Below are 26,740 nucleotides of genomic sequence, written 5' to 3'. Positions count from 1 at the left end.
CGCCTCGCCGATGACGGGGGCCTCCGCTTTCTTGCAGCCCGTCCCCACGAGCAACGCGACGGAGACGGCGGCGAAGGCCAGGGGGATGATGAGGAATGACGCGGGTGGCTTCATGAGGTGTGATTCCGAGGGAGAGGCCGCGGGCAACAGCGAGACCGGGCGGATATTTCAGTCGTGTGCGCGGCGGGAGTGGGGCGAGGTGTGGTCGAAGCGCGCAGCCACTCCGTCACCCAGCCACTGCACGAGCTGCACCAGCGCGAGCAGCACGGCGAGGCAGCCCAGCATGACGTCGGTGCGGAAGCGCATGTACCCGTACTTCACCGCGAGGTCTCCCAGCCCACCTCCGCCCACGGCGCCCGCCATGGCGCTGTAGCCGAGCAGGCTGATAACCACGAGCGACGTACCGCGCACGAGAGACGGCAGGGCCTCCGGAAGCAGGACGCGGAAGATGACGCGCCGGTGGGTGGAGCCCATGGCGATGGCGGCCTCCACCAGCCCGGAGTCCACCTCGCGCAGCCCCTGCTCCACCACGCGCCCCATGAAGGGAATCGCCGCGACGACCAGCGGAACGATGGCGGCGGTGGTGCCAATCGTGGTGCCCACCAGCAGGCGAGTCAGCGGAACGATGGCGACCATCAAGATGATGAAGGGCACCGAGCGCCCCACGTTGACGAGCGTGCCCAGCACACGGTGCAACGCCGGGCGCTCCCACAGTCCTCCCCGGTCCGTCAGCACCAGCAGCACGCCCAGCGGCAGCCCCGCGAGCACCACCAGCACCGTGGCCACCGACGTCATGTAGAGCGTCTCCAACGTGGCCACCCACAGCGCCTGCGTCAGCTCACCAGACATGGGCCGCCTCCTCCGACGTCAACCCCTGCTCACGCAGGAACGCCAGGGCCTGCCTCACCGCGTCCGGAGCACCCGTGAGCTCGAAGAGCAGCCGACCCACGCGAGCCTCGCCCACGCGCTCCAGCGAGCCCTCCAGCAGGTGCGCGTCCACGTCGAAGCGGCGCGCCAGGGTGGAGAGGATGGGGCGCGTGGAGTGCTCGCCCGACAGCGACAGCTCCACCCGCTGACCACCCCGCAGCACGGCGCTCTCGCCCGTCGTGAAGGGCGGGTAGCACAGCCCATGCAGATGCGTGCCAGGACGGGAGAGCAGCTCCACCACCTTGCCCTGCTCGACGAGGCGCCCCTGCTCCAGCACGGCCACCGAGTCGCAGATGGCCTTCACCACCTCCATCTGGTGGGTGATGAGCAGGATGGTGAGGCCGAGCTGTCGGTTCAAATCCCGGAGCAGCGACAGCACCGAGCGCGTCGTCTCCGGGTCCAACGACGACGTCGCCTCGTCGGACAGCAAGATGCGAGGACGCGGCGCCAGGGCGCGGGCGATGCCCACCCGCTGCTTCTGCCCACCCGACAGCCGCGCCGGGTAGGTGTCCGCCTTGTCCGACAGGCCCACCAGCGAGAGCAGCTCCGCGACGCGCGCGCGAATCTGCTCGCGCGGCAGCCCCGCCACCTCCAGCGGATACGCGACGTTGGCCGCCACCGTCTGCGAGGAGAACAGGTTGAAGTGCTGGAAAATCATCCCGATGCCCTGCCGCGCCAGGCGCAGCTCCTCGGGACTCAGCGACAGCAGCTCCTTCCCATTCACCCGCACGCGGCCCTGGGTGGGGCGCTCCAGCAGGTTGACGCAGCGGATGAGCGTGGACTTGCCGGCGCCGCTCTGTCCGAGCACGCCGAACACTTCTCCCGGGTCCACCCGCAGCGACACGTCCTGGAGCGCCGACACCTCGCGCCCGCCCTGCCTGTACACCTTGCTGATACCGCGCAGCTCAATCATCCACCGACTCCCTGCGGTGTGTTCGCCAACTCCTCGGCGAACGCCGCGAACGAGCTCCAGTACCGCTCACCCGTGTCGGGCAGCACGGTGAGCACCGTCTTGCCGGGCCCCAGACGCCTGGCCACCTGACGGGCCGCGTGCAGCGCCGCGCCACTGGAGATTCCGACGAGCAGCCCCTCACGGCTCGCCAGCTCCCGCGCGGCGAGGTACGCGTCGACATCCGCGACGTCGATGACCTCGTCGTAGACGGAGCGGTCCAGCACCTCCGGCACGAAGTTGGCGCCGATGCCCTGGATGCGGTGCGGCCCCGCCTTGCCCTGGGTAAGCAGGGGCGAGCGCAGCGGCTCCACCGCGATGACCTGCAGCGACGGGTTCTCCTTCTTCAATACGCTGCCCGCGCCGGTAATCGTGCCGCCCGTGCCGATGCCCACCACGAAGGCGTCGAGCTTGCGCACGTCCAGGTCTCCCAGAATCTCCTTCGCCGTGGTGCGACGGTGAATCTCCGGGTTGGACGGGTTGCGGAACTGCTGCGGCATGAAGCCCTTGGGGCCCAGCTCCTTGAGCAGCTCGTCGGCCGCCTCGACGGCGCCATTCATTCCCTTGGCCGCGGGCGTCAGCACCAGCTCCGCGCCATAGGCCTCCAGGATGCGGCGGCGCTCCACGCTCATGCTCTCCGGCATGGTGAGGATGATGCGGTAGCCCTTCACCGCGGCGACCATGGCCAGGGCCACGCCCGTGTTTCCGCTGGTGGGCTCGACAATCGTCATGCCCGGACGCAGGCGGCCCTTGTTCTCCGCGTCCTCGATCATCGCCAGGCCGATGCGGTCCTTCACGCTGCCACCGGGGTTGAAGGACTCGACCTTCGCCAGCAGCGTGGCTGCGTCAGGGCCACCGACGCGAGACAGGCGGATGATGGGCGTGCGGCCAATGAGCTGCGTCACGTCGGGGTAGATGTTGTTGGGCATCCGCGTCTCTCGGTGGTGGGGGCCGGGACCGCGATGCTGCGCCCCGGCGTGTGGGGAAAATGGAACGGCCCGTCTCCAGGTTTCTGGGGGACGGGCCGGACACGCCTGTGCGCGAAGGACGCTCAGTACGCTCGAACGGACGGACCCGTCGTGACGCGGCAACACATGCCGCGACAACAGGACCCGAACGGAGCGACGAAGCAGAGCATCGGCTTCAGGACGTAACCAATCCGCCGGAGACTGTCAACCCAACCTCCCCTTCATGCGGCCTCCTTCAATGCCCGGCCCAGCGCGAGCGCGAGGTCCGCTTGCAGGTCCTCCAGGTCCTCCAGTCCCACCGAGAAGCGGATGAGGCTGTCGGTGATTCCCCGTCGCTCGCGCTCGGCGGCGGGCACGGAGGCATGCGAGTGCCTCGCCGGCACGGTGATGATGCTCTCCACCGCGCCCAGCGACACGCCGAGCAGCGGCAGCCGCAGCGAGTCCACGAAGGTCGCCGCCATGGAGTCATGAGCGAGCCGGAACGACACCACCGCGCCGGTGCCTGGATAGAAGACCTCTCGAATCTCCGGCCTGCCTCCGAGCCAGCGCGCGAGCGCTCCGGCCGTGCGCACCTGTCGCTCCATGCGGACCTGCAGCGTCTTGATGCCGCGCTGGAGCAGGAAGCAGTCCTGTGGCCCGAGCACCGCACCCACCGCGTTCTGGAGGAAGTAGACCTCCTTCGCGAGCTCCGGCGTCTTCACCGCCACCGTCCCCGCGATGACATCGCTGTGTCCGCCCAGGTACTTGGTGGCGGAGTGGATGACGATGTCCGCGCCCTCGGTGAGCGGACGCGAGAGGTAGGGCGACAGGAAGGTGTTGTCGACGATGAGCAGCGCGCCGTACGTCCGCGCGAGGATGGACATGGCGGTGACGTCGGTGCGCCGCAGGAACGGGTTGCTCACCGTCTCGACGAGGAGCCCCTTGGTGTTGGGGCGGAACGCGGCGCGCACCGCGTCCGGGTTGGAGGTGTCCACGAAGGTGGCCTTGAGCCCGAAGCGGCTGAACACCCGGGTGAGCACGCGGTAGGTACCGCCGTAACAGTCGTCGGTGACGACCAGGTGGTCCCCGGCGCTGAAGAGCATCAGTACCGTGGACAGCGCGGCCATGCCGGAGCCGAAGGCGAAGGCCCCGGCGCCCTCGTCCAGCGACGCGAGCACGCCCTCCAGCGCCTTGCGCGTGGGGTTGCCGGAGCGGGCGTAGTCGAACTCGCCGGAGTGCTCCAGGCCCGGCTGGTCGAACATGGAGACCTGGTAGATGGGCACCGCGGCGGCGCCCGTCACCGGGTCGACTTCATGACCCGTGTGCAGCAGTCGGGTCGCGAAGCTCGACGGGCTGGGAGCGCCCTTCGAGCGCCTGGGCCAAATCGGAGATGATGTCATGGCTGTCCTCGATGCCCACGGAGAGGCGAAGCAGTCGGTCGGTGATGCCAAGCTGTTCCCGGCGCGCGACGGGGATGTCGGCGTGGGTCTGCGTGGCGGGGAAGGTGATGAGGGTTTCGACGCCGCCCAGGGACTCGGCGAAGAGGCAGATGCGCACGGCGGCGAGCACTTGCGGCACCAGGGCCGCGTCGGTGACGTTGAAGGAGAGCATCCCGCCCGTGCCCGGGTAGTAGACGCGCTCGACCTGGGGGTGGCTCGACAGGAACGCGGCCACCTCGCGGGCGTTGGACTGGTGGCGCTCCATGCGCAGCGCGAGCGTCTTGAGCCCGCGAATCACCAGGTAGGAATCCTGCGGCCCGAGGATGGCGCCGATGCCGTTCTGGATGAAGGCGAGCCGCTCGCCCACCGCCGCGTCCTTCACCACGAGCGCTCCGGCGACGACGTCGTTGTGGCCGGCCAGATACTTCGTCGCGCTGTGGACGACGATGTCCGCGCCCACCTCCAACGGTCTCTGGAGGAACGGAGTGTTGAAGGTGTTGTCGACGATGAAGAGCGCGCCCGCCTTCCGGGCGAGGTCCGCGAGCGCGGGCAGGTCCGCGGTCTTCATCAGCGGGTTGGTGGGCGACTCCACCAGCAGGGCCTTGGTGTTGGGGCGCAGCGCCGCGCGCACCGCGTCCAGCCGCGTGGTGTCCACGAAGGTGTGGGGGATGTGGAGCAGCTTGTCCACCAGTCGGAACGTTCCACCGTAGAGGTCCTCGGTGAGGACCAGGTGGTCCTCGGGGCCGAGGAGCTGGAGCGCGCAGTGCAACGCGGCCATGCCCGAGGCGAAGGCGAGGCCCCGGCTGCCGCCTTCGAGGCCCGCGAGCGCGTCCTCGAGCGCGGCGCGGGTGGGGTTCTTCGTGCGCGAGTAGTCGTACCCGGTGGACTGGCCGAGCGCGGGGTGCTGGTAGGTGGCGGACTGGTGGATGGGCACTGCGACCGCGCCGGTGGTCGGGTCTCTGCGAGTGCCGGCGTGGACAAGGGCGGTGGCGAGTTTCATGAGGTGGCTCCTGGTTCCCGGTGGGCGGGGCTCAGCGGCCCCGAAGCGTCTGGGAGATGCGGAGAATATCCGCGAGCACGCCAGATGCCGTGACAGCGCCCCCCGCGCCGGCGCCGCGCACGGTGAGGGGGAACTCGCTGTGCCGCGTGGTGGTGAAGGACACGAAGGACTCGGAGCCGCGCAGGTCCGCGGCGGGCTGGCCCGCTTCGACGGCGGTGAGGCCCACGCGGATGACAGGCGCATCGGTGCCCAGCCGCGTCGGGTCGATGCGCGCCAGGTAGCGCAGCACGGTGCCCGACTGTCGGCAGCGCTCCACCTTCTGCGTGTACTCCGCGTCGAGCGCGCGGAGGCTTCGCAGATAGGACTCGGGGGAGTCGCCCGCGTCCGAGGGCTCGGGGACGAAGGGCTCCAGCGCGACGTCGGAGAGCGACAGGGACAGGCCCAGCTCCCTGGCGAGGATGAGCGCCTTGCGCGCCACGTCCGCGCCGGACAGGTCCTCGCGCGGGTCCGACTCGGTGAAGCCCCGCTCGCGGGCCGTGCGGACCGCGGTGGACAAGGGGACGCCCGCTGTCAGCTCGTTGCAGATGAAGCCCACGCTGCCGGAGAGGGACGCGGTGATGAGGCGCACGGTGTCGCCGGTGCGCACCAGGTTGGCGAGCGTGTCGATGACGGGGAGGCTGGAGGCCACCGTCGTCTCGTAGTGGTACGCGACGTGGTGACGGCGGGCCTCGGCGAGCAGCGCCTCGCGCTCGTTCCAGGGCAGGGCGAGCGGCTTCTTGTTGGCGGCCACGACGTGGATGCCTCGACGGAACGCCTCCGTGTAGAGCGAGGCCACGTCGCCGTCCGCCGTGCAGTCGACGAGGATGGGCACGGGCAGCCGGCGCAGCTCGTCCAGCAGCGGGGCCAGCGCGCGGGTGCCGGGTTCGCCTCGGACGACGCGAGCGAGCTGCTCCTCGATTCCGTCCAGCGCGAGGCTGGCGGAGTCGAACAGGGTGCGTCGGCTGTCGGCGATGCCCACCACGCGCAGCGCGATTCCGTGGCGCTGGCGGAGCTGCTCCTGCTGGGCGCGGAGCTGCGCGAGGAGCTGTCCGCCCACGGTGCCCTTGCCGAGCAGGAAGAGGCTGACTTGCTGATGGGCGAGGTTGAAGGCGGCGTGCGTCGTACGCACCGCGATGGCGGTGTCCTCCGCGTCCACCACGCAAGAGATGGAGCGTGAGCTGGCGCCTTGTGCGCTGGCTCGCACGCCGACGCCCACCGCGCCCAGTGCGCTGAAGAAGCGGCCCGCCACGTTGACGCCATGGCCCATCGCCTCGGCCACCAGGGTGACGAGCGTCACCGGCTCGCGTACGCCGAGCGGCTCCACCTCGCGGCGGGCCAGCTCCTGCGCGAGCTCTGTCTCCAGGGCGTTGCGGGCGCGCAGTGCGTCCGGCCGAGGGACGACGAGGGCGATGGACTGGCCGTTGGCGGACTGGGCGGTCATCCACACCGTGATGCGAGCGGCGCGCAGCGCGGCCAGGACGCGCTCGCCGAGCTGGAACTGGTCAGAGAGCTTGCGCACCTCGATTCCCAGCAGGGCCAGGTCCTCGCGCGTGGCGATGCACGTGGGACGCTGTCCGTCGCGCGAGCCGATGGCGTCGATGAGCGTGCCCGGGTGGTCCGGGTGCATGGTGTTGCGGATGCGCAGCGAGATGCCGGCCTCGATGAGGGGAATCATCGTGCGCGGGTGCAGCATGCGGACGCCGACGGCCGCGAGCTCCAGGCCCTCGCCATGGGTGAGGTGGGCCACGGGGTACGCGTCGCTGACGAGGTCCGGGTCGGCGGTGTGCAGGCCGAGCACGTCGGTCCACACGGTGACTTCGGAGGCGCCCAGGCCCTGAGCCACCAGGGCCGCCGTGTAGTCGGAGCCGTTGCGGCCCAGGGTGGTGGTGCGTCCGTCCAGGGTCGCGGCGATGAAGCCAGGGAGGATGGGGACGGTGGTGCCCCACTCGGCGATGGCGGACTGGAGGCGCTCGCGCGTCCGGGCCGCGTCCACGCGCGCGGCGCCGAAGGTGTCGTCCGTTACGAGCAGCAGGCGGGCGTCGCGGAGGTGGGCGTCGGTGCCCGCGGCCCTGAGCAGCTCCGCCAGGAGGGTGGCGGAGATGAGCTCACCGAAGGAGAGCACCTTGTCCTTGGAGGCGGCGGAACACTCACGGGTGAGGGAGAGGCCCTGGAGGAGCTGCTGAAGCGGGGCGAGGAGCTGGTCGACGCGCGCGGCGAGCGTGGTGGACTGCGCGGGGTGGAGCGCGGCTGCGTTCGTCTTGGCGAGGTGGGCGATGCGGGCCACCACGGTGAGCGAGCCCTCCAGCTCGCCTCGGGTGGCGAGGTCGGCCGCCTCCAGGAGCCAGTCGGTGGTGTCGCCCATCGCGGAGACGACGACGGCGAGCGGACCCGTGCGGGAGTGTTTGCCAATCAGCTCGATGACCTGGCGCAGTCGGCGAGGTGAGCCCACGGAGGAGCCGCCAAACTTCATCACCCGAAAGGAATTGCTGCTCATCCGCGAACCTCGAACGAGGGCCATGGCCCTGAAGACATGAGTGGGCGCGAGGCCGCGCTGTCGACACACGTCGAGCGAGCGCGGCGACAGGGCGCCGACGAAGAAAGGAATGGGAGTGGAGTGGGAGCCCTAGCCGGCGTGTAGCGGCCCGCGCATTCGCGGGACGGTGACGTGGCGGGCGCGGCGCATTCGAGCGCTCTCGCGGCGGGGGAGCTGCGTGGCGCGAGGGGATGCGGCGGAGGTGGATGGAACCACGGAGGTCCTCTCTCACCGAAGCTGAGGAGCTGCCTCGCTTCGGACGCTTGGTTTGCCCGTGGAGCACCTGCTCCCAGAGCCGCATCGTTTGGACACCTTGGAGGTCCGTCTCCAGGTTGTCGGGCCACCGCCGAAGCGGTACCGCTCTTGATGCTGCACGCGAGATAAACGGGATGCGGGGCCTTGTCAAGGCGCCGCACATCCCCTCAGGAATGTCTTTGTTGAGTGCTTACGGAAGGCACTGGCTTGAGTTGGTCATGTCGGAAACGCACTTCTCCGTGAACAGCCGGATGTCGTGGATGGCTTCGTCGGGTGCACCGCAGGCGTGAGGCGCCCAGCAGAGACAGCAGGGCCACACTTCGAGTGATTCGCTTCTTGGTGGGATGAAGACGATGCGGAGTGCGCGTCGACCCCTGGCACGTCGACCGTGTTCGCCTGGGCCCATCACAGTGTGATGGAGTTGGTCACACCTGCTGGCGCTCCACCCGCCCCCAACCTGTTGGAATCGTTGGTCCCCGGAGTGGGTACGCTCTTTGCGTTGGTGTGTGGGCATGTTGCTCGTGCCCGCTGCCCTGTCACTCGTGCTGGCTGTCGCGCCCCCGGAGGCGTGGACGCTGGAGCGCGTGGCGACGGAGTCCGTCGCCCGCAGTCCGGAGGTCGCGGCGGCGCGTGCCGAGGAGGAGGGGGCGGAGGGCGTGCGTGCGGCGGATGGCCGCTGGCTTCGGAACAATCCCTCTCTTGAAGTGGCGGTCGTCAGTGACGCCCTCACGGGCGCACAAGGCGAGCAGCGCACCGAAGTCGTGCTGAGCCAGATGCTGGAGGTCGCGGGCCAGCGTGGCTTGAGACTGGACCGCGCGAAGTTGGCTCAGGATGCTGCTCGCGCGCGACGTCAGGCCGCGATGTTGAGCGCTTCGGCGGGCGCGGTGGATGCGGCGGTGGAGCTGGAGCGGCGTGAGGCTCGCTTCACGTTGGCGCGCGAGGCGCTGGAGTTGACCCGTGAGATGGAGGTCGCGACGGTGCGCCGCTTCACCGTGGGAGATGTGTCGGAGCTGGAGCGCAATGCCGCGACCCTGGAGCGAGCCCGCGCGGAGGCTCGACTCGCACAGGCCCACGCGGAGGCGCAGGCGGCTCGCGTCGAGTTGAATCGGAGACTGGGGCGCTCGGCGGATGCTCCGCTCACCGTCTCCCTCCTCATCGCGGCGACGGATGCCTTGCCGTCGGAGCTGACGGGCGAACAACCGACCCTGGTGGCCGCCCGCGCGGAGGTGGCCGCGGCGGGCTCCGAGGTGGACCTGCTGCGCCGCGAGCGCATCCCCAATCCCACGCTGTCCCTGGGCTACGAGCGTGAGCGCCGGCCAGAAGCCCACGGTGCCTTCACGGACCTGCACACCGAACACCTCCTCATCGCTCGACTGTCGGTGCCGCTGCCGTTGTGGGACCGTAATCAGGGAGAGCTGGCCCAGGCTCGGGCTCGACTCAAGGTGCGTGAGTCGGAGCGCGTCGCGCGAGCTCGTGAGGTGGAGTCCGAGCAGGCCGTGGCACGCACGACCTTCGAAGCGGCGCGAACGGCGCACACGGCCTTGGTGTCGGTGCGCCCTTCGGTGGACCGGAACCTGGAGCTGGTGCGCCGCGCCTATGAGGCGGGGCAACTGGGGCTCGACGCGTTGCTGCTCGCCAGGGACAGGTCCTTCGCCGCCTCGGCGGATGCGGTGGATGCAGCGGCGGCGCTGGCGCGTGCGCGCACTGCCTTGCTGCGCTCGGTGGGACGGATGCCTACGGGCGAGGTGCCGGAATGAGGACCGCACGAGAGGTCACGATGAGGGCATCGCGGTGGATGCTGCTGATGGTTGGCATGTCGCTGCCAGTCCTGGCCCATGAAGGCGCGACCCACGGAGACACCGCGACCGCGTCCATGTCGGGCGAGGCCTTGCACGTCCTCTCGGCCACGGGAGACGTGTTCGAGGTGGTACTGAAGCACCCGGAGCACGCGGAGGCCGCGAAGGCGCCCGTGCGCTTGTGGGTCGCGGACGTGGAGACGAACGCCCCGGTGAGCAGCGCCCATCTGGAGCTGACGCTCACCGGGTCCACCGTGCAGACGCTGGTTCCGAAGCTGCAATCCCCCGGTGTCTACGTGGTCGACGCCGAGCTGCCACCCGGAGCGGAGCTGGCGGCGGTGGTCACCGTGACGCGTGGAAACGACCTGGACGTGCTGGCGCTCGGAACAGTGCATCTGTCCTCGGAGCACGCCGCCGCCGATGCGAGTCCGGGCTTGCGCGGACCGGTGGGTTGGAGCGCCACGGGTGGTGTCGTCCTGTTGCTGGTGGCGGGAGCGTGGTGGATGAACCGGCACAACAAGGTGAAGCCATGAGCGGGTCCTCGGTCTCCCTCATGGCTCGCGGGATGCTGTCGCTCGCGTTGTCTCTCTCCTGCTCCCTCGCCCTGGCGCACTCCGGAGAGCCACACGGGAAGCCCACGACGGCTCAGCAGCCCATCGTCGCGGGCGCATCCTTCACCGTGCCGAAGGAGACGCAGTTCCTCCTGGAGGTCCGGACGCAGCGCGCGGCGGTGCGCTCCCTGGAGTCGCGACTGGTGACGCCGGGGAAGGTGGTGCCGCGCACGGACCGCTTCGCGCAGGTGTCCGCACCCGTGTCGGGCCGGGTGCTCGCCGCGAATGGCACCGTGCCGCTCGTGGGCCAGCGCGTGAAGCGCGGTGAGGTGCTCGCGCTGGTGCAGCAGAGTCTGTCCACGTCGGAGTCCACGGGACTGTCGACCAGCCACTTCCAGGCGGAAGCCGAGGCCGTGCGCGCGCAAGCAGCACTGGAGCAGGCCCGTCGAGATTTGACGCGCCTGGAGTCTCTCCAGGGCGTGGTGGCGGAGAAGGAGGTCCAACAGGCGCGGCTCGCGGTGAACACGGCCGAGCAGGAGTGGAGCCGAGCGAAGTCCGCGCGAGACGTGCTCGCGGGAGCACGTCAGGGTCAGGGCTCCGCGCGCTTCTCGCTCATCTCGCCCATCGACGGGGTGCTGGTGGAGGCGCGCGCATCCGTGGGCGAGCAGGTGGACCCGTCCCGCGCCCTCTTCGCGGTGCTGGATGCCTCCGTCCTCTGGGTCGAGGCGCGGGTCTTCGAGGGAGACGTGGCGCGCGCGGAGGGAACCACGGGCGCGCTGGTGTCCACGCCCGCCTACGCGGGCCAGCACTTCCCCGCGCGGCCCTATCACGTGGGGCAGATGGTGGATGAGTCGACGCGCAGCGTGCGCGTGCTGTTCGAGGTCGACAACAAGGACGGTCGCCTGCGTCCGGGCATGTTCGTGGACGTGGCGCTCGGAGAAGGGGGCCAGAAGGACGAGCTGGCGGTGCCGAGGGAGGCGGTGGTGGAGGATGAGGGGCGGACCTTCGTCTTCGTCCACACCGCGCCGGAGGCCTTCGAGCTGAGGCCCGTCGTGCTGGGCGGAACCGACGGCGCGTGGCGAGCCGTGCGCCAGGGCTTGACGGCCGGCGAGCGCGTGGTGGTGACCGGGGTGGCGGCGTTGAGGCTGGCCAAGGGAGGACGGTAGTGCTCGACCACGTCATCCTCTTCTCGCTGCGTCACCGCCTGTTCGTCGTGCTGGCGGCCGTGGCGGTGCTGCTCTACGGCGGCTGGGCCCTCACGCGTCTGCCCGTGGATGTGTTCCCGGACCTCAACCGCCCCACCGTGACGGTGATGACGGAGGCCGGAGGTCTGTCTCCCGAGGAAGTGGAGACGCTCGTCACCACGCCCATCGAGACGGCGATGAACGGCGCTCCAGGAGTCCAGCGGGTGCGCTCGACCTCCGGCGTGGGCCTGTCCATCGTCTACGTGGAGTTCGACTGGGGCACTGACATCTACCTGGACCGACAGCTCGTCACCGAGCGGCTCCAAGTGGCGCGCGAGCGACTGCCGCGCGACGTGACGCCCCACCTGACGCCCGTGTCCTCCATCATGGGAGAAATCCTCCTGCTCGGCGTACAGAGCGAGGAGGGGCGCACGTCCCCGCTGGAGCTGCGCTCCCTGGCGGACTGGGTGCTGCGTCAGCGCCTCCTGACCATTCCGGGCATCGCGCAGGTGACGGTGCTGGGCGGCGGGGTGAAGCAGTTCCAGGTGCGCGTGGCGCCCGAGAAGCTGCTGGCCTTCGGCCTCACGTTCGAGGACGTGGAGCGCGCGGCGGGCCTCGCTCAAGGCAACACCACGGGTGGCTTCGTGGACCAGGGTGGGCGTGAGTATCTGGTCCGCAACCTCGCGCGCAGCGCCTCCGTGGAGGACCTGCGTGGGACGGTAGTGGCGGTGCGCGACGGTGTGCCGGTGCGCCTCTCCCAGGTCGCGGAGGTGGACGTGGGGCCCGCGGTGAAGCGCGGTGACGGTGGGATGAACGGGCGGCCCGCCGTCATCCTCGCCGTGCAGAAGCAGCCCGGCGCGAGCACGCTGGCCCTCACGGAGCAGGTGGACGCGGCGGTGAAGGACCTCCGGCTCACGCTGCCCGCGGACGTGCGGGTGGAGACACTCTTCCGACAGGCGGATTTCATCCAGGCCGCCGTCGGCAATGTGGTGGAGGCGCTGCGAGATGGCGCGCTCCTGGTCGTAGTGGTGCTGTTCCTCTTCCTCGTCAACCTGCGCACCACGGCGATAACGCTCACCGCGATTCCGCTGTCCTTTGTCATCACCGCGCTGGTGATGAAGGCCTTCGGTCTGTCCATCAACACGCTGACGCTCGGAGGACTGGCGGTGGCCGTGGGCGAACTGGTGGACGACGCCATCGTCGACGTGGAGAACGTCTATCGACGTCTGCGGGAGAACCGCTTGAAGGACCCACCGGAGCCCGTGCTCCGGGTCATCTACCGGGCGTCCTCCGAGGTGCGAGGCTCCATCGTCTTCGCCACGCTCATCGTGGTCCTCGTCTTCCTCCCGCTGTTCGCGTTGGGTGGAATCGAAGGGCGCCTGTTCGCGCCGCTCGGCGTGGCCTATGTGGTGTCCATCCTCGCTTCGCTGCTCGTGTCGCTCACCGTGACACCGGCGATGTGCGCGTATCTGCTGACGCGGGGCCGCTTGCTGGAGCATGGCGACGGGGCGCTGGTGCGGTGGTTGAAGGCGAGGGCGCGGCGCGTCCTCGACCTGGCGCTGGGTCACACGAAGCCGGTGTTGGTGGGCGCGACGCTGTTGGTGCTCGCCGCCGTGGCGGTGGTGCCCTTCCTGGGCCGCTCGTTCCTCCCCCCGTTCAATGAGGGCACCGCGACGGTGAACGTGCTGGCGCCTCCGGGCACTTCGCTGGAGGAGTCCAACCGCTTCGGGTTGCTCGCCGAGCGACTCATCGCCTCCGTGCCCGAAGTGAAGACGGTGGGGCGACGCACGGGCCGCGCCGAGCAGGACGAGCACGCGGAGGGCGTGCACTACTCGGAGCTGGATGTGGACTTCAAGGAAGGGGGGCGCCCTCGCGAGGCAGTGCTGGCCGACCTCCGCGAGCGGCTGGCGGTGCTGCCCGGCCTGTCCGTGTCCGTGGGCCAGCCCATCTCCCATCGCCTGGACCACCTGCTGTCGGGCATCCGCGCGCAGGTGGCGGTGAAGTTGTTCGGACAAGACCTGGATGCGCTGCGAGGCAAGGCGGAAGAGGTCCGCGCGGTCATGGCGCAGGTGCCCGGAGTCGTCGACCTCCAGGTGGAGCAGCAGACGTTGATTCCCCAGCTCCAGGTGCGCCTGAAGCGCGAGGAGTCGGCGCGGTTGGGCGTGCAGCCAGGCGCGATGGCGGAGCAGCTCGAAAAAGCCTTCAACGGCGTGGTGGTGGGACAGGTGCTGGAGGGGCAGCGCACCTTCGACGTGCTGGTGCGGTACGAGGAACGCGCGCGGGTGGACGCGGAGGCCTTTCGTCGGGCGCTGGTCGACACTCCGTCCGGCGCGCGCGTGCCCGTGGCCGCGATTGCCGACGTGGTGGAGTCACGCGGGCCCAATGTCATCCACCATGACCACCTCCAGCGTCGCGTGGTCATCATGGCCAACGTGGCGGGACGTGACCTGGGTGGCGCGGTGGAGGAGGTCCGCGAGCGCGTGGCCGCCAGCGTGACGCTGCCGACCGGGACCTTCCTCTCCTATGAGGGCCAGTTCGAGAGTCAGCAGTCCGCCACGCGGCTCATCGCGCTGCTGTCGCTGCTGTCACTCGCGGGCATGTTCCTGGTGCTGTACGCGCACTTCCGCTCGGTGCGACTGGTGGCGCAGGTGATGCTCAACATCCCGCTCGCGTTGGTGGGCAGCGTGACGGCGGTGGTGCTCACCGGTCAGCCGCTGTCGGTGGCGACGCTGGTGGGCTTCGTCACCCTGTGCGGCATCGCCAGTCGGAACACCATCATGCTCATCTCGCACTACCTCCACCTCGTGGAGCACGAGGGCGAGGTGTTCAGTCGCGAGCTGGTGCTGCGAGGCTCGCTGGAGCGTCTGGTGCCGGTGCTGATGACGGCGCTCACGGCGGGGCTGGCGCTGGTGCCGCTGGCGCTCGCCTCGGGGGCACCGGGCAAGGAAATCCTCCACCCGGTGGCGACCGTCATCCTCGGCGGGCTCATCAGCTCCACGCTGCTGGACCTGCTCGTCACTCCGGCTGTGTTCTATCGCTTCGGGCGTCCGGCCCTGGAGCGCTATCTGGCGCGCAAGGCGGCGGCGCGCGCCGAAGATGACCTGACGCTTCCCGGGCCGAAGCCCGAGGCGGAGCGACTGGCGGGCTCGTGGTGATGAACGGGCCTCGCGAGACATTGGAGTCTGGAGGGATGGTGCGTTCGATGGGACAGAGAATCTTCGCGGTGTTCGTGGCGGCGGGACTGGTGGTCGGATGCAGCAAGAAGGACGCGCCCGAGCCCACGCCCGCCGTGGTGGTGGCCCACTCCGCGCAACAGGCCCATGCCCACGCGGCGCCTCACGGGGGACAGGTGGAGTCCACGCCCCGAGGACATCTGGAACTGGTGACCACGCGCGACGGTGGTTACCGCGTGTACCTGTTGGACGAGGCGATGACGCCGCGTCCCGTGACGGGCGCCACCGGCTCCGTGAAGGTGGCCAAGGGCGGCTATCCGAACGTCGCGCTGACTCCGTCGGGAGACCACCTGACGGGCCAGGGGCCGGAGCACTCCGATGACCACCTGGCCATGGTGGTGACGGTGGTGCGTGACGGGAAGCCGGAGGTGGCTCGCTTCGCCGCGCATCTGGAGTCGAACGGGCATGGCGGAGGACTCGTGGGAACGCTCCGCCTCGCGCCGTGTCCGACCCCTCCTCCCGTGGGCTTCAGCGCCGAGGCCTGTGCGAAGCAGGGCGGCGTGTACTCGATGGTGAAGGAAGGGGGCGCCCCGGTGCTCGTATTCGCCGCGCCGGGGCAGGACGCGAAGACCTTGCTGAGTGCGCGCGTGGGCCAGCGGGTGCACGTGAAGGGAACGGAAGTCGAGGGACGCGTGGTGGCCGAGGCCGTGGCCCTGGAGCACGACCACACTCCGTTCCATGGAGGTGTCGTGGCCATGAGCGGAGACACGCATCTGGAGGTGCTGTCGCTGCGCTCGGGTGAGGTGCGGGTCTGGGTGACGGATGCCTTCCGACAACCGCTCCCCTTGGTGGGACGAAAGGGGACGGTGGAGGTGGGCACTGCGTCCACGCCGCTCGTTCCCGAGCCCACGGGAGCGTTCCTCACGGGAACACTTCCGGCCGCGGACGCCGAGCGCGAAGTGACGGTGCGCCTGCCCCTGCCCGAAGACCCCGAGTACTTCATCGGCTTCCTGCTGACTCCGGTGGACGCGCCGAAGTCGTCAACGAAGTCGCCGGAGGCGACGGGCGACGCGGTGCAGGAGGTGACGATTACGGTGCAGGGGGGCTACCAGCCGAGCGAGGTCACGCTGAAGCAGGGTGTGCCCGTACGACTGCGCTTCGTGCGCAAGGACTCCGGCGGGTGTGGTGACGAGCTGCTCATCCCCGACTTCGGCATCCAGCGTCCCCTGCCTGGTCTGTCGGAGACAGTGGTGGCCTTCACTCCGGACAAGGTCGGCACATTCCCCTTCACCTGCGGCATGCAGATGATGAAGGGCATGCTGGTGGTGAGATGAGCGAGCCCGGGCACACGGACGTCGAGGCGACACGGGAGGACGGCGACGCGGTGACGCGCGCGCTGGTGGAGAACCATCGCCAGTTCCTCGCCTTCGTGGAGCAGCGCGTGGGCAACCGTGCGACGGCCGAGGAGATCCTCCAGTCCGCCTTCGTGAAGTCGCTGGAGAAGGGCGACGCGCTGCCGGAGCCCGAGGGCGCGGTGACGTGGTTCTACCGGCTCCTGCGCAACGCCCTGGTGGACCACCACCGTCACCAGCAGGTGGAGGCGCGTGCCCTGGCTCGCGAGGCCCGCGAGGCCGAGGAGCCCGCCGAGGACCCCGAGCTGAAGCAGACCATCTGTGCCTGCGTGGGGACGCTCCTTCCCACCCTCAAGCCGGAGTACGCGGAGCTGGTGCGACAGGTGGACCTGGAGGAGCGCGCCGTTCCCGACGTGGCGCGTGAGGCCGGCATCACCCCCAACAACGCGGGCGTGCGCCTGCACCGGGCGAGGCAGGCCCTCAAGAAGCAGCTCGAGCGGAGCTGTGGCTCCTGCGCGGCCCATGGCTGCCTGGACTGTTCGTGCAAGGCTCGCTCCTGAGCAGGCGGAGGGTGGGGCCCTCGGACGGCCGGAGAAAGCACTTGCCGAAGCGGTGCTCCCGCCGTTAACTCTTCGTGAGGTGCCGAGGGGCGCCTTCCCGAAAAGACGACGTCACCCTCGCTTCTCCCGGCAGGCCCACAGTTTCCGATGAGTTCCTTCCACGGCCCGTGACACGGGTGGGGCCGCCAACGAGGGACTTTTCATGGGAACCGTCTCACGCCACGCCGAACCCCTCTCCCTCCACGAGTGCAAGGTCCGCGTTTCGCTCCTGCTCAAGGAGCTGGGCTCGTCTGATTCGGTGCGGGCGACTCGGGCCGCGGAGCGCCTGCGCGCGCTGCCTGCCTACGCGGGCCTGTCTCTTGGCGAGGTGCTCGCGCGTCGGGAGACGGTGCAACGCAAGCACGTGCTGGCCGTCATCGCGCGGGAGCAGGGACACGCCACCTGGAGTGACTTGAAGCACGCGCTGGAAGCTCGGGACGCGCCTCGGGTCGACTTCGAGCGGCTGCTCGCCCGCGCGGGCCCCAACTTCCTCAACCACTGGTTCGCGACATACGAAGAGGCCGTCGCCTCGCTGCGCGTCTCGGGAGGTCAGCTCTTTCCCTTCCGTGAGCAGTTCTTCATCTGCCAGCCCGCGTTGTTGACCGCGCTGGGCCTGGACCCGTCCGACGTCGACTGGAAGCTGGCGGGGCCCAACTGGCTGGAGCCGCTCGATGCCCAGGCGCATGCGCGACTGGAGCAACGCCTGTTGAAGCTGTGCGGCGATGACACCGCCGAGTCCTCGTCTCCTCATCACAAAAGGAAGTCCGCCATGTCGTCCACGGATTCGAGCCGAGCGCGACGCTCGGACCTGAAGCGCGAGTACAAGGAGAAGCCACCACCGATGGGCGTGTATGCCGTTCGCAATCGCGCCAATGGAAAGGTGCTGGTGGGCGCGTCGCTCAACGTCCCGGGCATGCTCAACCGCATCCGCTTCGAGATGACCAGCGGCATGCCGCGCGTCCCCGCGCTGCTGGAGGATTGGAACCGTTACGGCGCGGACAGCTTCTCCTTCGAGGTGCTCGATGTGCTGGAGCCTCCCGAGGAGCCCGGCACGGACTTGAAGGCGGAACTCCAGGTGCTGGAGAACCTGTGGCTGGAGCGCCTCAAGCCCTACGGGGACGCGGGCTACAACGAACCTCCGAAGTGAGCGGGAGGGCCGGGGCGTGCGCACACTCTCCGAAAGTCACCTGTAAGAGCTGGCCGGGTAGCTCGTTGGCCTGGGTGAAAGGAGAGACGCATCATGAATCGCCACTCCCACCCGGGCCCTCACACCCACTCGCCTCCGACGCCCCCCCTGCCTCCAAGCGAGGGGGCTCACGCCGTCGACCCTGTCTGCGGGATGAGCGTGGACCCGTCCGCTCCCAAGGGCGGCAGCCTGGAGCACGACGGGCACACCTACTCTTTCTGCAACCCGAAGTGCCGGGAGCGTTTCCGCGCGGACCCGGCGCGTTTCCTCGCGCCCGCCGAGAAGCAGGAGCCAGCGCCCACCGCGCCAGGGGCGATGTACGTGTGCCCCATGGACCCGGAGGTGCGTCAGGACCACCCGGGGGCTTGCCCGAAGTGCGGAATGGCGCTGGAGCCGGAGACGCTCTCCGTGCCGGAGACGCACGTCGAATACGTGTGCCCGATGCACCCGGAGGTGGTGCGAGATGGGCCGGGGAGCTGCCCCATCTGCGGCATGGCGCTGGAGCCGCGCACGGTGCTGCCGGAGGACGTTCCAGACCCCGAGCTGAAGTCGATGTGGCTGCGCTTCCGCGTGGGCATGGGCCTCACGGTGCCGCTGCTGGTGCTGGCGATGTCGGACATGATTCCGGGGCAGCCCGTGCAGCACGCGGTGCCTGCCTCGGTGCTGGCCTGGGCGCAGCTCGTGCTGGCCACGCCCGTGGTGCTGTGGGGCGGCTGGCCCTTCTTCCAGCGCGGCTGGGCATCGGTGCGCAACCGGCACCTCAACATGTTCACGCTCATCGCCCTGGGGACGGGCGCGGCGTATGCATTCAGTGTCTTCGCCACGCTCTTCCCCGACGTGTTGCCGCAGGGGCTGCGCACGGGACATGGCGGCACGGCGCCGCTCTACTTCGAGGCCGCCGCCGTCATCGTCACCCTGGTGGCCTTGGGTCAGGTGCTGGAACTGAGGGCTCGTCACGCGACGTCGGGGGCACTGCGCTCGCTCTTGAGCCTGGCGCCTCCGGTGGCTCGGCGGATGCGTGAGGACGGGCACGAGGAGGACGTGCCGCTGGCGCACGTGCATCCGGGGGACCGGCTGCGGGTGCGGCCGGGCGAGAAGGTGCCGGTGGATGGTGAGGTGCTGGAGGGCGCCAGCGCGGTGGACGAGTCGATGGTGACGGGCGAGTCGCTCCCGGTGGAGAAGTTCCCGGGCCAGAAGGTGACGGGCGGCACGGTGAACGGCACGGGCTCGCTGGTGATGAGGGCCGAGCGGGTGGGCAAGGACACACTGCTGTCGCGCATCGTCCAGCGGGTGAGCGAGGCGCAGCGCACCCGTGCACCGATTCAGCGACTGGCGGACAAGGTGGCCGGCGTGTTCGTGCCGGTGGTCATCGTGGTGGCGGTGGTGACGGCGGTGGTGTGGGGTGTGTGGGGGCCGGAGCCTCGGCTGGCGCATGCGCTGGTCAACGCGGTGGCGGTGCTCATCATCGCGTGCCCGTGCGCGTTGGGGCTGGCCACGCCCATGTCCATCATGGTGGCCACGGGACGGGGCGCGCAGGCGGGTGTGCTCATTCGTGACGCCGCCGCGCTGGAGCGTCTGGAGGCGGTGGACACGCTGGTGGTGGACAAGACGGGGACGCTCACCGAGGGCAAGCCGCGTCTCGTGTCGGTGGTTCCCGCGGAGGGCTTCGACGAGGCGAAGCTGCTGCGGCTGTCCGCGAGCCTGGAGCGTGGCAGTGAGCACCCGCTGGCGGAGGCGATTGTCTCCGGTGCGCGGCGGCGTGGCGCGGTGCTGACGGCGGTGGAGGACTTCCGTTCGGACACCGGGAAGGGCGTGGTGGGACGGGTGGATGGCGTGGAGGTGGCGCTGGGCAACGCGGCGTTGATGGATGCTCGGGGCGTGGAGGCCACGGACCTGTCGGCTCGCGCGGAGGCGCTGCGTCAGGAGGGGCAGACGGTGGTGTTGGTGGCGGTGTCGGGGCGTGTGGCGGGGCTGCTCGGCGTGGAGGACCCGGTGAAGGAGTCGACGCCGGAGGCGCTGTCGCAGCTGCGTCAGGAGGGGCTGCGGGTGGTGATGTTGACGGGAGACAGCCGCACCACGGCGGAGGCGGTGGCTCGCCGGCTGGGCATCTCCGAGGTCATCGCGGGGGTGTTGCCGGAGGGGAAGGGTGACGTGGTGAAGCGGCTCCAGAAGGAGGGCCGCGTGGTGGGCATGGCGGGGGATGGGGTCAACGATGCGCCGGCGCTGGCCCAGGCGGATGTGGGCATCGCCATGGGGACGGGCACGGACATCGCGATGGAGAGCGCGGGGGTGACCCTGGTGAAGGGAGATTTGCGGGGCATCGTCCGGGCGCGGCGGCTGAGTCAGGGCTCACTGCGCAACATCCGGCAGAACCTCTTCTTCGCCTTCATCTACAACCTGCTGGGTGTGCCCCTGGCGGCGGGCGTGCTGTACCCCTTCTTTGGCCTGCTCCTGAGCCCCATCTTCGCCAGCGCGGCGATGAGCCTGTCCTCGGTGTCGGTCATCGTCAACGCGCTCCGGCTGCGGCGGCTGAAGCTGTAGGCCGGGGAGGGGGCTCCTATTAGACTGCGTTCCATGAGCTCCCGCGAGGAGGCGCGCACCCCAGGTGCGGCCGCCGGTCATGTCTCCGTCGTTCACCTGCCGAATGCCTGGTTCATCCTCTGCTCGTCGCGCGAGCTGGGCGACAAGCCGCTGGCGCGCACGCTCCAGGGCACGCCGCTCGTCCTGTTCCGGGGCGAGGGCGGCAAGCCCGGCGCGCTGATGGACCGCTGCCCTCACCGCAACGTGCCCCTGTCGCTGGGGCGCGTGAAGGAGGGGCAGCTCCAGTGCGGCTATCACGGCTGGCGCTTCGATACGGGCGGGCAGTGCCGCGCCATCCCGGGCTTCCTCGGCGAGCCCGAGGCCCGCACCCGCTGCGCGACGTCCTATGCGACGCGCGAGCAGGATGGCTTCGTCTGGGTGTACTCCACGCCGGGCGCGGAGCCGACGACGGAGCCGTTCCGCTTCCCGCTGCTGGACGCGCGCGAGTACACGACTGTTCGCCGCGTGCTGCGCGCGCCGGGCTCGTTGCATGCCACGCTGGAGAACACGCTCGACGTGCCGCACACGGCCTACCTGCACGGGGGCCTGTTCCGTACGGAGGAGAAGCGCAACGAGATTGACGTGGTGGTGCGTCGGAGCGCGGACAAGGTGGAGGCCGAGTACATCGGTGAGCCTCGTCCCAGTGGTGTCGTGGGTCGGCTGCTGGCTCCGGGCGGCGGCGTGGTGCAGCACTTCGACCGCTTCCTGATGCCGTCGATTGCCCAGGTGGAGTACCGGATTGGCGAGGGCAGCCACATCATCGTCACCTCGGCGATGACGCCCGTGTCGGACTGGGACACGCTGGTCTACGCGGTGGTGACGTTCCGGCTGCCCCTGCCGCGCTGGCTGCTGCGCGCGGTACTTCCGGTGGCGATGCCCGTGGCGCTCCACATCTTCAGCCAGGACGCGCGCATCCTGCGGACGCAGACGGAGAGCATCCGCCGCTTTGGCACGGAGACGTATGCCTCCACCGAGATTGACGTGCTCGGGCCCGGCATCCTCCGCCTGCTGCGCGCCGCCGAGCGTGAGAAGCCCGGCGCGGTCGGTGATGCCGTGCATGAGACGCGGCTGAAGATGCGGACCTGAGGATGGTTCGCCCAGCCAGCGAATCCCGTGGGCTGGGCGAACTCCTTGGCGTTGCTCAGCCCTGTCGGAACCCCGCAGGTGATGCGGGCAGTGCCTTGGGTGGAGCATTCACGTCGATGCCGTCCTGACGCAGTTCCTCCGTGTTCGCCGCCACCGCCAGCGTGCCTGGAGGGTTGTCGTACCAGCCCGGGTCACCGTCGCCGTCCAGCCGCTCGCGCACCTTGAGCACGGTGAACATGCCGCCCATGGTGATGACGTCGTGCTTGCCTCGCGCTCCGCTCATGGGGATGGAGTTGGCGGGCACTGGCATGCCCATCTCGACCATGTCGCCCATTCCTGTCTGCCCCATGGTCATGTAGCCCGGCAGCAGCGTGCGCACCTTCGCGTCGAGCCCACCCGGCTTCACGCCGATGAGGTTGGGCAGGTCATGGCCCATCTGGTTCATCAGGTGGTGCGTCATGTGGCAGTGCATGGCCCAGTCGCCAGGTGCATCGGCCACGAACTCGATGGTGCGTGTGCTGCCCACCGGGACGAGCACCGTGGTCTCCGGCCACTGCGCGGACTCGGGGATGCGTCCCGCGTCCGTCTCGGTGATGCGGAAATGGTAGCCGTGCAGGTGGATGGGGTGATGGTCCATCGCGCTCAGGTTGCCCAGGCGGATGCGCACCCGCTCGCCCTGGCGCACCACCAGCGGCTCCGTGCCCGGGAACGCCTTCGCGTTGAACGTGAGCAGGTTGAAGTCCGTCATCTCGTTCGGGTCCGGCCGTCGCGCACCAGGGTCCACGCGCCACTCGTGCAGCATGAGCGCGAAGTCGCGGTCCACGCGCGGGCCCACGGGACGACGCGGGTGCATGATGAACAGCCCCACCATGCCGAGCGCCATCTGCGTCATCTCGTCATGGTGCGAGTGATACATGCCCGTGCCGGACTGGCGGATGGTGAACTCGTAGCGGAACGTCTCGCCCGGGGCGATGGACTTCTGATTGAGGCCGCCCACGCCGTCCATGCCGTTGGGCAACAGCAGGCCGTGCCAGTGCACGGTGGTGGGCGCGGGCAGCCGGTTGGTGACGTAGAACCGGACGCGGTCACCCTCGACGACTTCGATGGTGGGCCCGTGCACCTGGCCGTTGTAGCCCCAGCAGTGGACCTTCAGCCCGGGAGCCAGCTCGTGCTCGACCTCCTCGGCCACCATGTGGAAGACCTTTACGCCGTCCACGACCTTCCACGGCAGCTTCGAGCCGTTCGGGACGATGACGGGGCGATAGTCCCGGTTCGGCATTCCAGGCGACAGCCAGTCCCGTCGGCCCACACTCGGTGAGGTCGCACGTGGCGCGGCTTGCGCCTGTGCGACGCCACCCCGGAGCAGCAACGCACCACCCGCGAGCGTGGCGCCAGCTGTCGCTAGCATGCCTCGCCGGGTCATCGCTCCCGGATGGACCGTCGTCTCCGTCGTGTCCTCCGCATCCTGTGCGCGGAGAGAAGAATCAGGGGGGTGGGGATTCATGGAGTCGCTCCGTGGCCGTGCGCGGGGGGATGGCCGTTTCCAGACGGCGGTTCAGGGGTATCGAGAGGGACGGTGCGCGAGGGCGTGGCGTCGCTCGGAGTGCCTGGGCGTGAAGCCGTGCCAGGCAGGCTGCCGCCGACGAGCTGTTCCAACTCCGCGCGGGCCATCCAGTAGTCGCGGACGGTCTCGATGAAGGCGCGGTACGCCTCGACCTGGGACTCTTTCGCGTCGAGCAGCGCATACAGCCCGATCTGCATCGCGTTGTATTGGAGCTGGGATTGTTCGACGACCTTCTCGCGCAGGGGCAGGACGACGCGCTGGTAGCGCTCGGCGACGCCGCGGAGCGTCAGCAGGCGGGCCCTCGCGGCGCGAACCTCGGAGCGGGCGTTGATGGACAGCTCCGCGAGCCGGCGCTCGCCCTGGCGATGCTGGGCCTCCAGTTTGGCGATGAGTGCTTGTCGCTGGTCGAAGATGGGCAGCTCCAAGGTGAGCGTGGGCCCCAAGAGTCGTGGGCCGTTCGCGTCCCGGTGCGTGTGCAGGCCCACGTCGACGCGGCCGAAGAAGCGCGTGCTGCGCGCCAGCTCCAGCGCGTTCCACAAGAGCTGGGACTGCTTGCGCGCGGCGTCGATGTCGAGCCGCTGCCGGATGGCGAGCGATTCCAGACGCTCCAGCGTGGCTTCTTCCGAGGGGGGTGCCGGAAGCTTCTCGGAGATGGCCCACTGGGTGCGCGGCCCCCACAGGCCCAGCAGCCGATTGAGCCGCTCGCGGTCTTCGACCAGCGTGAGCTCCTCGCGCGCCAGCTCCAGCCGTGCTTCCTCGGAGGCCGCCTGCTCCGTGGCGAGCTCCAGGTCAGTGATGTTGCCCGCGCCGTGCTGGAGCGTGGCCAGCTCGGCGGCGGACTCGGCCGCCACGAGGACCATGCGGCGCAGCTCCACGAGCTGCTGCCGCGCCTGGACCTCGCTGAACACCTTGCGCGCCTCCGCCGCCGTTGCGAGCGCTTCATGCGCGACCCGCAGGGTGTCCGCGATGAACTGCTCCTGGGCTACGCGCTTGCGCAGCGGCAGGGTGAACAGCTCGACGAAGCCCTGCACCAGTGAGAACTCCGTCTCGCTGACACCGTCGTTGGTGAGGGGGAAGCCGATGCTCGCGTCGAACGTCGGGTTGCTGAGCAGTCCCGCCTGCACCATGTCCGCCTGGGAGATGCCCAGGTCTTCATAGGTGGATTGCAGGGCGGGGTTGTTGAGGAGGGCCACCTCCACCGCATGGTCGGAGGTGAGGTCGCCGTTCAGCAGTCCATCGAGATGTCGCGACACCTCCGCGTCCTCGGGAGTGCCCTGGTTCCACCGCGTCTTGCGGCCGATGCGCTCCTCGACGAGCGTGGCGACCTCCGCGTGGCCCCGCTCTTTCTGGATGGATGCGCAGCCGCCCGCGAACAGGAGCGCGCAGGCGAGGGTGAGCAGTCTCACGGATGAGCTCCGTGTCCTTCATGGCCGGGCGCGGGCTTCTTGGCCGGCGCGGTGTCCTCGGGCTTCGTCGGCGTCAGCTTCATGCCGCACTTGGGACAGGTTCCGCCCGGCTTGTCGGACTGGACCTCTGGGTGCATCGGGCACGCGTAGACGGCGGTGCCCGCATCCGGCGTAGTAGCGGGCTTCTGGGTGTCGGAGTGCCGCGCGTGCGAGTCCGTCGCGGGAGGACGGGAAGGAGGCGTCGCCGCGAGCGCCATGGGCAGGGAGGCGGGCGGGGACTCGGGCGCATCGGGGCTCGAAGGGTCCACGGAGGGAGCGAGCCTCTTGGGCTCGGAAGCACAGGCGGCGAGCGTGACGAGGCTCGCGAGGACACAGAGGAAGGAACGCATGAAGGACCTCGAAGTGGCGCGGGGTGGCGGCGCCAGGAATCGCTGCGCTGTTCAGCAAGGCCCAGGCCATGTCGACCCAGGAGACAACTCCGCGGATTGACGACGCGCACGAGGTGGAGGACCGAGCGGGGCTCGAGCGCCGGTGTAACCGGGGTCATCACACTGTGATGGCTGGAGTGGTGCCTGGCTGTTCACCGGCGCACTTCATGTTCCTGGCCGGTGTCCGCCGGAATCATTCAGGCACCGAGGCCGCACTGGCTTGAGTCGCGAGGTTGTTCCTGGATGAATGGGCGCGCGAATGTGCTTACGAATCATCACGAGCCTGGGAGTGTTGCTGTGCGGCGTGGCCTGCTCCACGGCGGAGACGGGCGCGCGCGACCAGATCGCCATCCCCTTGGGACCGCTCATCGTGCCCAGGCCGGTGGTGATGCCGGCCCCCATCGGACTGGCGCCGCCGATTCCGCTCGTCATTCATCCGGAGGGCGCAACGGAGCGACCGACATCCGGGGACACGGAGCGAGCCGGGACGACGTCTTCCTCGGCTCAGGCAGAGACTCGGCCCGAGCGAGGCGGAGCCGGCGCCAATAGGAACCCACCGCCACCCGTGGCCGCTTCACGTCGTCCGGAGTGTGAGGTGAAGCTGGTGTCGCACAGCGGAGGCGATGCCGTGCACGACAGCTGCGCGGACACGTTTCCGCCGAATCGCTTCCCCGGGAAGGACGTGCTCATCAACGGCAAGCGGTTCGATGCGCTGCAGGTAAGCGCCAATGTGCTGTGGGAAATCAAGACGGACCGGTTCGATGGGTACTCGGACTTCCTGAAGGAACGGGTCAGCAGGACGCAGGTTGTCGAGCTTCAGCGTGAGCGGGAACTGGCGCGCGCTTGTGGCTATGACTTCGCGGTGGGCGTGAGCAATGCAGGCCACCGGTCCGCGCTCCTCGAACTGGACGAGGACCTCAAGATTGTTGTCACGGGATGCTGAGATGCTCGCAACTGACGAAAAGCTCTCCGTCGCTGTCCATGCGTCCGCATTGGTAGCGGGAGATGTCCGCCCCCTGGCCATTGCTCGTGCGATGGAGCAGGTCCTGCCCGGGCTGCGTTTGGAGTGGGAGGTCTCCCAAGAAGGAGTACCGCTCCACGTGGAGAACCGTGATGCGTGGCTCCTGGCGGGAACGCCTGACGGCGGTTTCCCGCTCGTGTGCAACGGTGACGAACTGCATCCCGTCACGTTGCATGGGCTGGCGTCGTCGCCGAGGTCCTCCGTCAACGGGACGTCGGGACTCAACATCCACTCGAAGCTGCCATTGGACGAGGTCGTCCGCGCGCATTCGGCCTCCTTGCTGGAGCATGTGGCCGAAGCCGCGCACGGACGATGGGGGCACGCCACTCCGTGGCGCTCCCTGGTTGAGATCCTGGAGCAAATGGCCCGCCCCGTTCTCGGGCCACACATCCCTCCACGCGGCCTGCCCATCCTCCAGCTCTCGAAGGACCTCCGCTCGCCCGAAGTCCCGCACCACCTCGGGTGGATCAACTACTGGTCCGCCGCCACCGCGCGGCTCCTCGGCTTCCCTGACGCCACGCTGGACTCCGAGTGGCTCCCCCGTGCACGGCGAACGCAGAGCGGAGGCTGGCTGCTCCAGCTCACCGACGCACCGCTGAACCTCGACGACCCCGCGCACCTGGCGACGCTCCTGCGTGCCTACGAGCGCTTCCGGGAGATTGGCGGACGCGCACCCGCCTGAAACACGAAGCGCGGGGAGCGTCCCGAAAGGACCCTCGACCCGC

Annotated in this window: 20 protein-coding genes and 1 riboswitch; of the genes, 11 read left to right on the top strand and 9 right to left on the bottom strand. The window is 69.4% G+C overall.

Translation table 11 applies throughout. From position 1 onward, the window contains the following. Window positions 1-168: 168 nt before the first annotated feature. From ACN469_RS42875 to thrA, 6 genes are all read right to left on the bottom strand, one after another. Window positions 169-849, bottom strand: a complete 681-nt coding sequence (locus tag ACN469_RS42875; protein WP_498778099.1) for a methionine ABC transporter permease — start codon at window positions 847-849, stop codon at window positions 169-171. Then, window positions 839-1,840: a methionine ABC transporter ATP-binding protein gene (locus ACN469_RS42870; RefSeq protein ID WP_498778098.1), complete on the bottom strand. Its 1,002-nt coding sequence runs from the start codon at window positions 1,838-1,840 to the stop codon at window positions 839-841. Before ACN469_RS42870 ends, ACN469_RS42875 begins: the two co-directional genes overlap by 11 nt. Further along, window positions 1,837-2,805, bottom strand: coding sequence for a cysteine synthase A (gene cysK / locus ACN469_RS42865; RefSeq protein WP_498778096.1), 969 nt, complete (start codon window positions 2,803-2,805; stop codon window positions 1,837-1,839). The genes ACN469_RS42870 and cysK overlap by 4 nt, the downstream gene beginning before the upstream one ends. 260 nt (window positions 2,806-3,065) lie before the next feature. Then, window positions 3,066-4,223: a trans-sulfuration enzyme family protein gene (locus tag ACN469_RS42860; RefSeq protein ID WP_498778094.1), complete on the bottom strand. Its 1,158-nt coding sequence runs from the start codon at window positions 4,221-4,223 to the stop codon at window positions 3,066-3,068. After that, complete coding sequence (locus ACN469_RS42855) at window positions 4,135-5,262, bottom strand: trans-sulfuration enzyme family protein (RefSeq protein ID WP_498778092.1); 1,128 nt, start codon at window positions 5,260-5,262, stop codon at window positions 4,135-4,137. The genes ACN469_RS42860 and ACN469_RS42855 overlap by 89 nt, the downstream gene beginning before the upstream one ends. A gap of 31 nt (window positions 5,263-5,293) precedes the next feature. Next, the gene (gene thrA, locus ACN469_RS42850) at window positions 5,294-7,795 is read right to left on the bottom strand and encodes a bifunctional aspartate kinase/homoserine dehydrogenase I (protein WP_498778090.1); all 2,502 of its coding nucleotides are present in this window, start codon (window positions 7,793-7,795) and stop codon (window positions 5,294-5,296) included. Window positions 7,796-8,088: 293 nt separating this feature from the next. Beyond that, a riboswitch (SAM-I-IV-variant riboswitch) is annotated at window positions 8,089-8,209 on the bottom strand. A 392-nt stretch (window positions 8,210-8,601) separates the two neighbouring features. On the opposite strand from thrA, the gene ACN469_RS42845 reads away from it, so the two are divergent. The 9 genes from ACN469_RS42845 to ACN469_RS42805 all read left to right on the top strand — a co-directional run bounded on the left by ACN469_RS42845 (window position 8,602) and on the right by ACN469_RS42805 (window position 21,596). Next, the gene (locus ACN469_RS42845; RefSeq protein WP_498778088.1) at window positions 8,602-9,846 is read left to right on the top strand and encodes a TolC family protein; all 1,245 of its coding nucleotides are present in this window, start codon (window positions 8,602-8,604) and stop codon (window positions 9,844-9,846) included. Window positions 9,847-9,884: 38 nt separating this feature from the next. Next, window positions 9,885-10,418: a hypothetical protein gene (locus ACN469_RS42840; protein ID WP_498778086.1), complete on the top strand. Its 534-nt coding sequence runs from the start codon at window positions 9,885-9,887 to the stop codon at window positions 10,416-10,418. Beyond that, a complete protein-coding gene (locus ACN469_RS42835; RefSeq protein ID WP_498778084.1) occupies window positions 10,415-11,602 on the top strand; it encodes an efflux RND transporter periplasmic adaptor subunit in 1,188 nt (395 codons plus the stop codon). The genes ACN469_RS42840 and ACN469_RS42835 overlap by 4 nt, the downstream gene beginning before the upstream one ends. Beyond that, the gene (locus ACN469_RS42830) at window positions 11,602-14,775 is read left to right on the top strand and encodes an efflux RND transporter permease subunit (protein WP_498778082.1); all 3,174 of its coding nucleotides are present in this window, start codon (window positions 11,602-11,604) and stop codon (window positions 14,773-14,775) included. Before ACN469_RS42835 ends, ACN469_RS42830 begins: the two co-directional genes overlap by 1 nt. Window positions 14,776-14,822: 47 nt before the next feature. Further along, window positions 14,823-16,127, top strand: a complete 1,305-nt coding sequence (locus ACN469_RS42825; protein WP_498778080.1) for a cupredoxin domain-containing protein — start codon at window positions 14,823-14,825, stop codon at window positions 16,125-16,127. Continuing rightward, window positions 16,124-16,705: an RNA polymerase sigma factor gene (locus ACN469_RS42820; protein ID WP_498778078.1), complete on the top strand. Its 582-nt coding sequence runs from the start codon at window positions 16,124-16,126 to the stop codon at window positions 16,703-16,705. The genes ACN469_RS42825 and ACN469_RS42820 overlap by 4 nt, the downstream gene beginning before the upstream one ends. Window positions 16,706-16,907: 202 nt before the next feature. Beyond that, on the top strand, window positions 16,908-17,891 hold the full coding sequence (locus ACN469_RS42815) for a GIY-YIG nuclease family protein (RefSeq protein WP_498778076.1): 984 nt from the start codon (window positions 16,908-16,910) through the stop codon (window positions 17,889-17,891). A gap of 93 nt (window positions 17,892-17,984) precedes the next feature. Further along, the gene (locus ACN469_RS42810; protein ID WP_498778074.1) at window positions 17,985-20,471 is read left to right on the top strand and encodes a heavy metal translocating P-type ATPase; all 2,487 of its coding nucleotides are present in this window, start codon (window positions 17,985-17,987) and stop codon (window positions 20,469-20,471) included. A 33-nt stretch (window positions 20,472-20,504) separates the two neighbouring features. Continuing rightward, entirely contained in the window at window positions 20,505-21,596 is a 1,092-nt protein-coding gene (locus ACN469_RS42805) for a Rieske 2Fe-2S domain-containing protein (RefSeq protein ID WP_498778072.1), read from the top strand. Window positions 21,597-21,651: 55 nt separating this feature from the next. On the opposite strand, the gene ACN469_RS42800 is transcribed toward ACN469_RS42805, so the two are convergent. The 3 genes from ACN469_RS42800 to ACN469_RS42790 all read right to left on the bottom strand — a co-directional run bounded on the left by ACN469_RS42800 (window position 21,652) and on the right by ACN469_RS42790 (window position 24,955). Further along, window positions 21,652-23,004, bottom strand: a complete 1,353-nt coding sequence (locus ACN469_RS42800) for a multicopper oxidase family protein (protein ID WP_498778070.1) — start codon at window positions 23,002-23,004, stop codon at window positions 21,652-21,654. A gap of 92 nt (window positions 23,005-23,096) precedes the next feature. Further along, a complete protein-coding gene (locus ACN469_RS42795) occupies window positions 23,097-24,566 on the bottom strand; it encodes a TolC family protein (protein WP_498778068.1) in 1,470 nt (489 codons plus the stop codon). Further along, a complete protein-coding gene (locus tag ACN469_RS42790) occupies window positions 24,563-24,955 on the bottom strand; it encodes a heavy metal-binding domain-containing protein (protein WP_498778066.1) in 393 nt (130 codons plus the stop codon). Before ACN469_RS42790 ends, ACN469_RS42795 begins: the two co-directional genes overlap by 4 nt. Window positions 24,956-25,253: 298 nt before the next feature. Between ACN469_RS42790 and ACN469_RS42785 the strand changes: the two genes are divergently transcribed. Together ACN469_RS42785 and ACN469_RS42780 are read left to right on the top strand one after the other, a co-directional pair. Continuing rightward, window positions 25,254-25,937 (top strand): DUF6310 domain-containing protein, encoded by a 684-nt coding sequence (locus tag ACN469_RS42785; RefSeq protein WP_498778064.1) that lies wholly within the window; start codon window positions 25,254-25,256, stop codon window positions 25,935-25,937. 1 nt (window position 25,938) lies between these two features. Next, window positions 25,939-26,697 (top strand): DUF5953 family protein, encoded by a 759-nt coding sequence (locus tag ACN469_RS42780; RefSeq protein ID WP_498778062.1) that lies wholly within the window; start codon window positions 25,939-25,941, stop codon window positions 26,695-26,697. Window positions 26,698-26,740: the final 43 nt, after the last annotated feature.

The sequence above is a fragment of the Corallococcus terminator genome (genome assembly GCF_049194865.1).
In the GTDB taxonomy this organism is placed as follows: domain Bacteria; phylum Myxococcota; class Myxococcia; order Myxococcales; family Myxococcaceae; genus Myxococcus; species Myxococcus terminator_A.
This window is presented reverse-complemented; position numbering and strand designations above follow the sequence as displayed.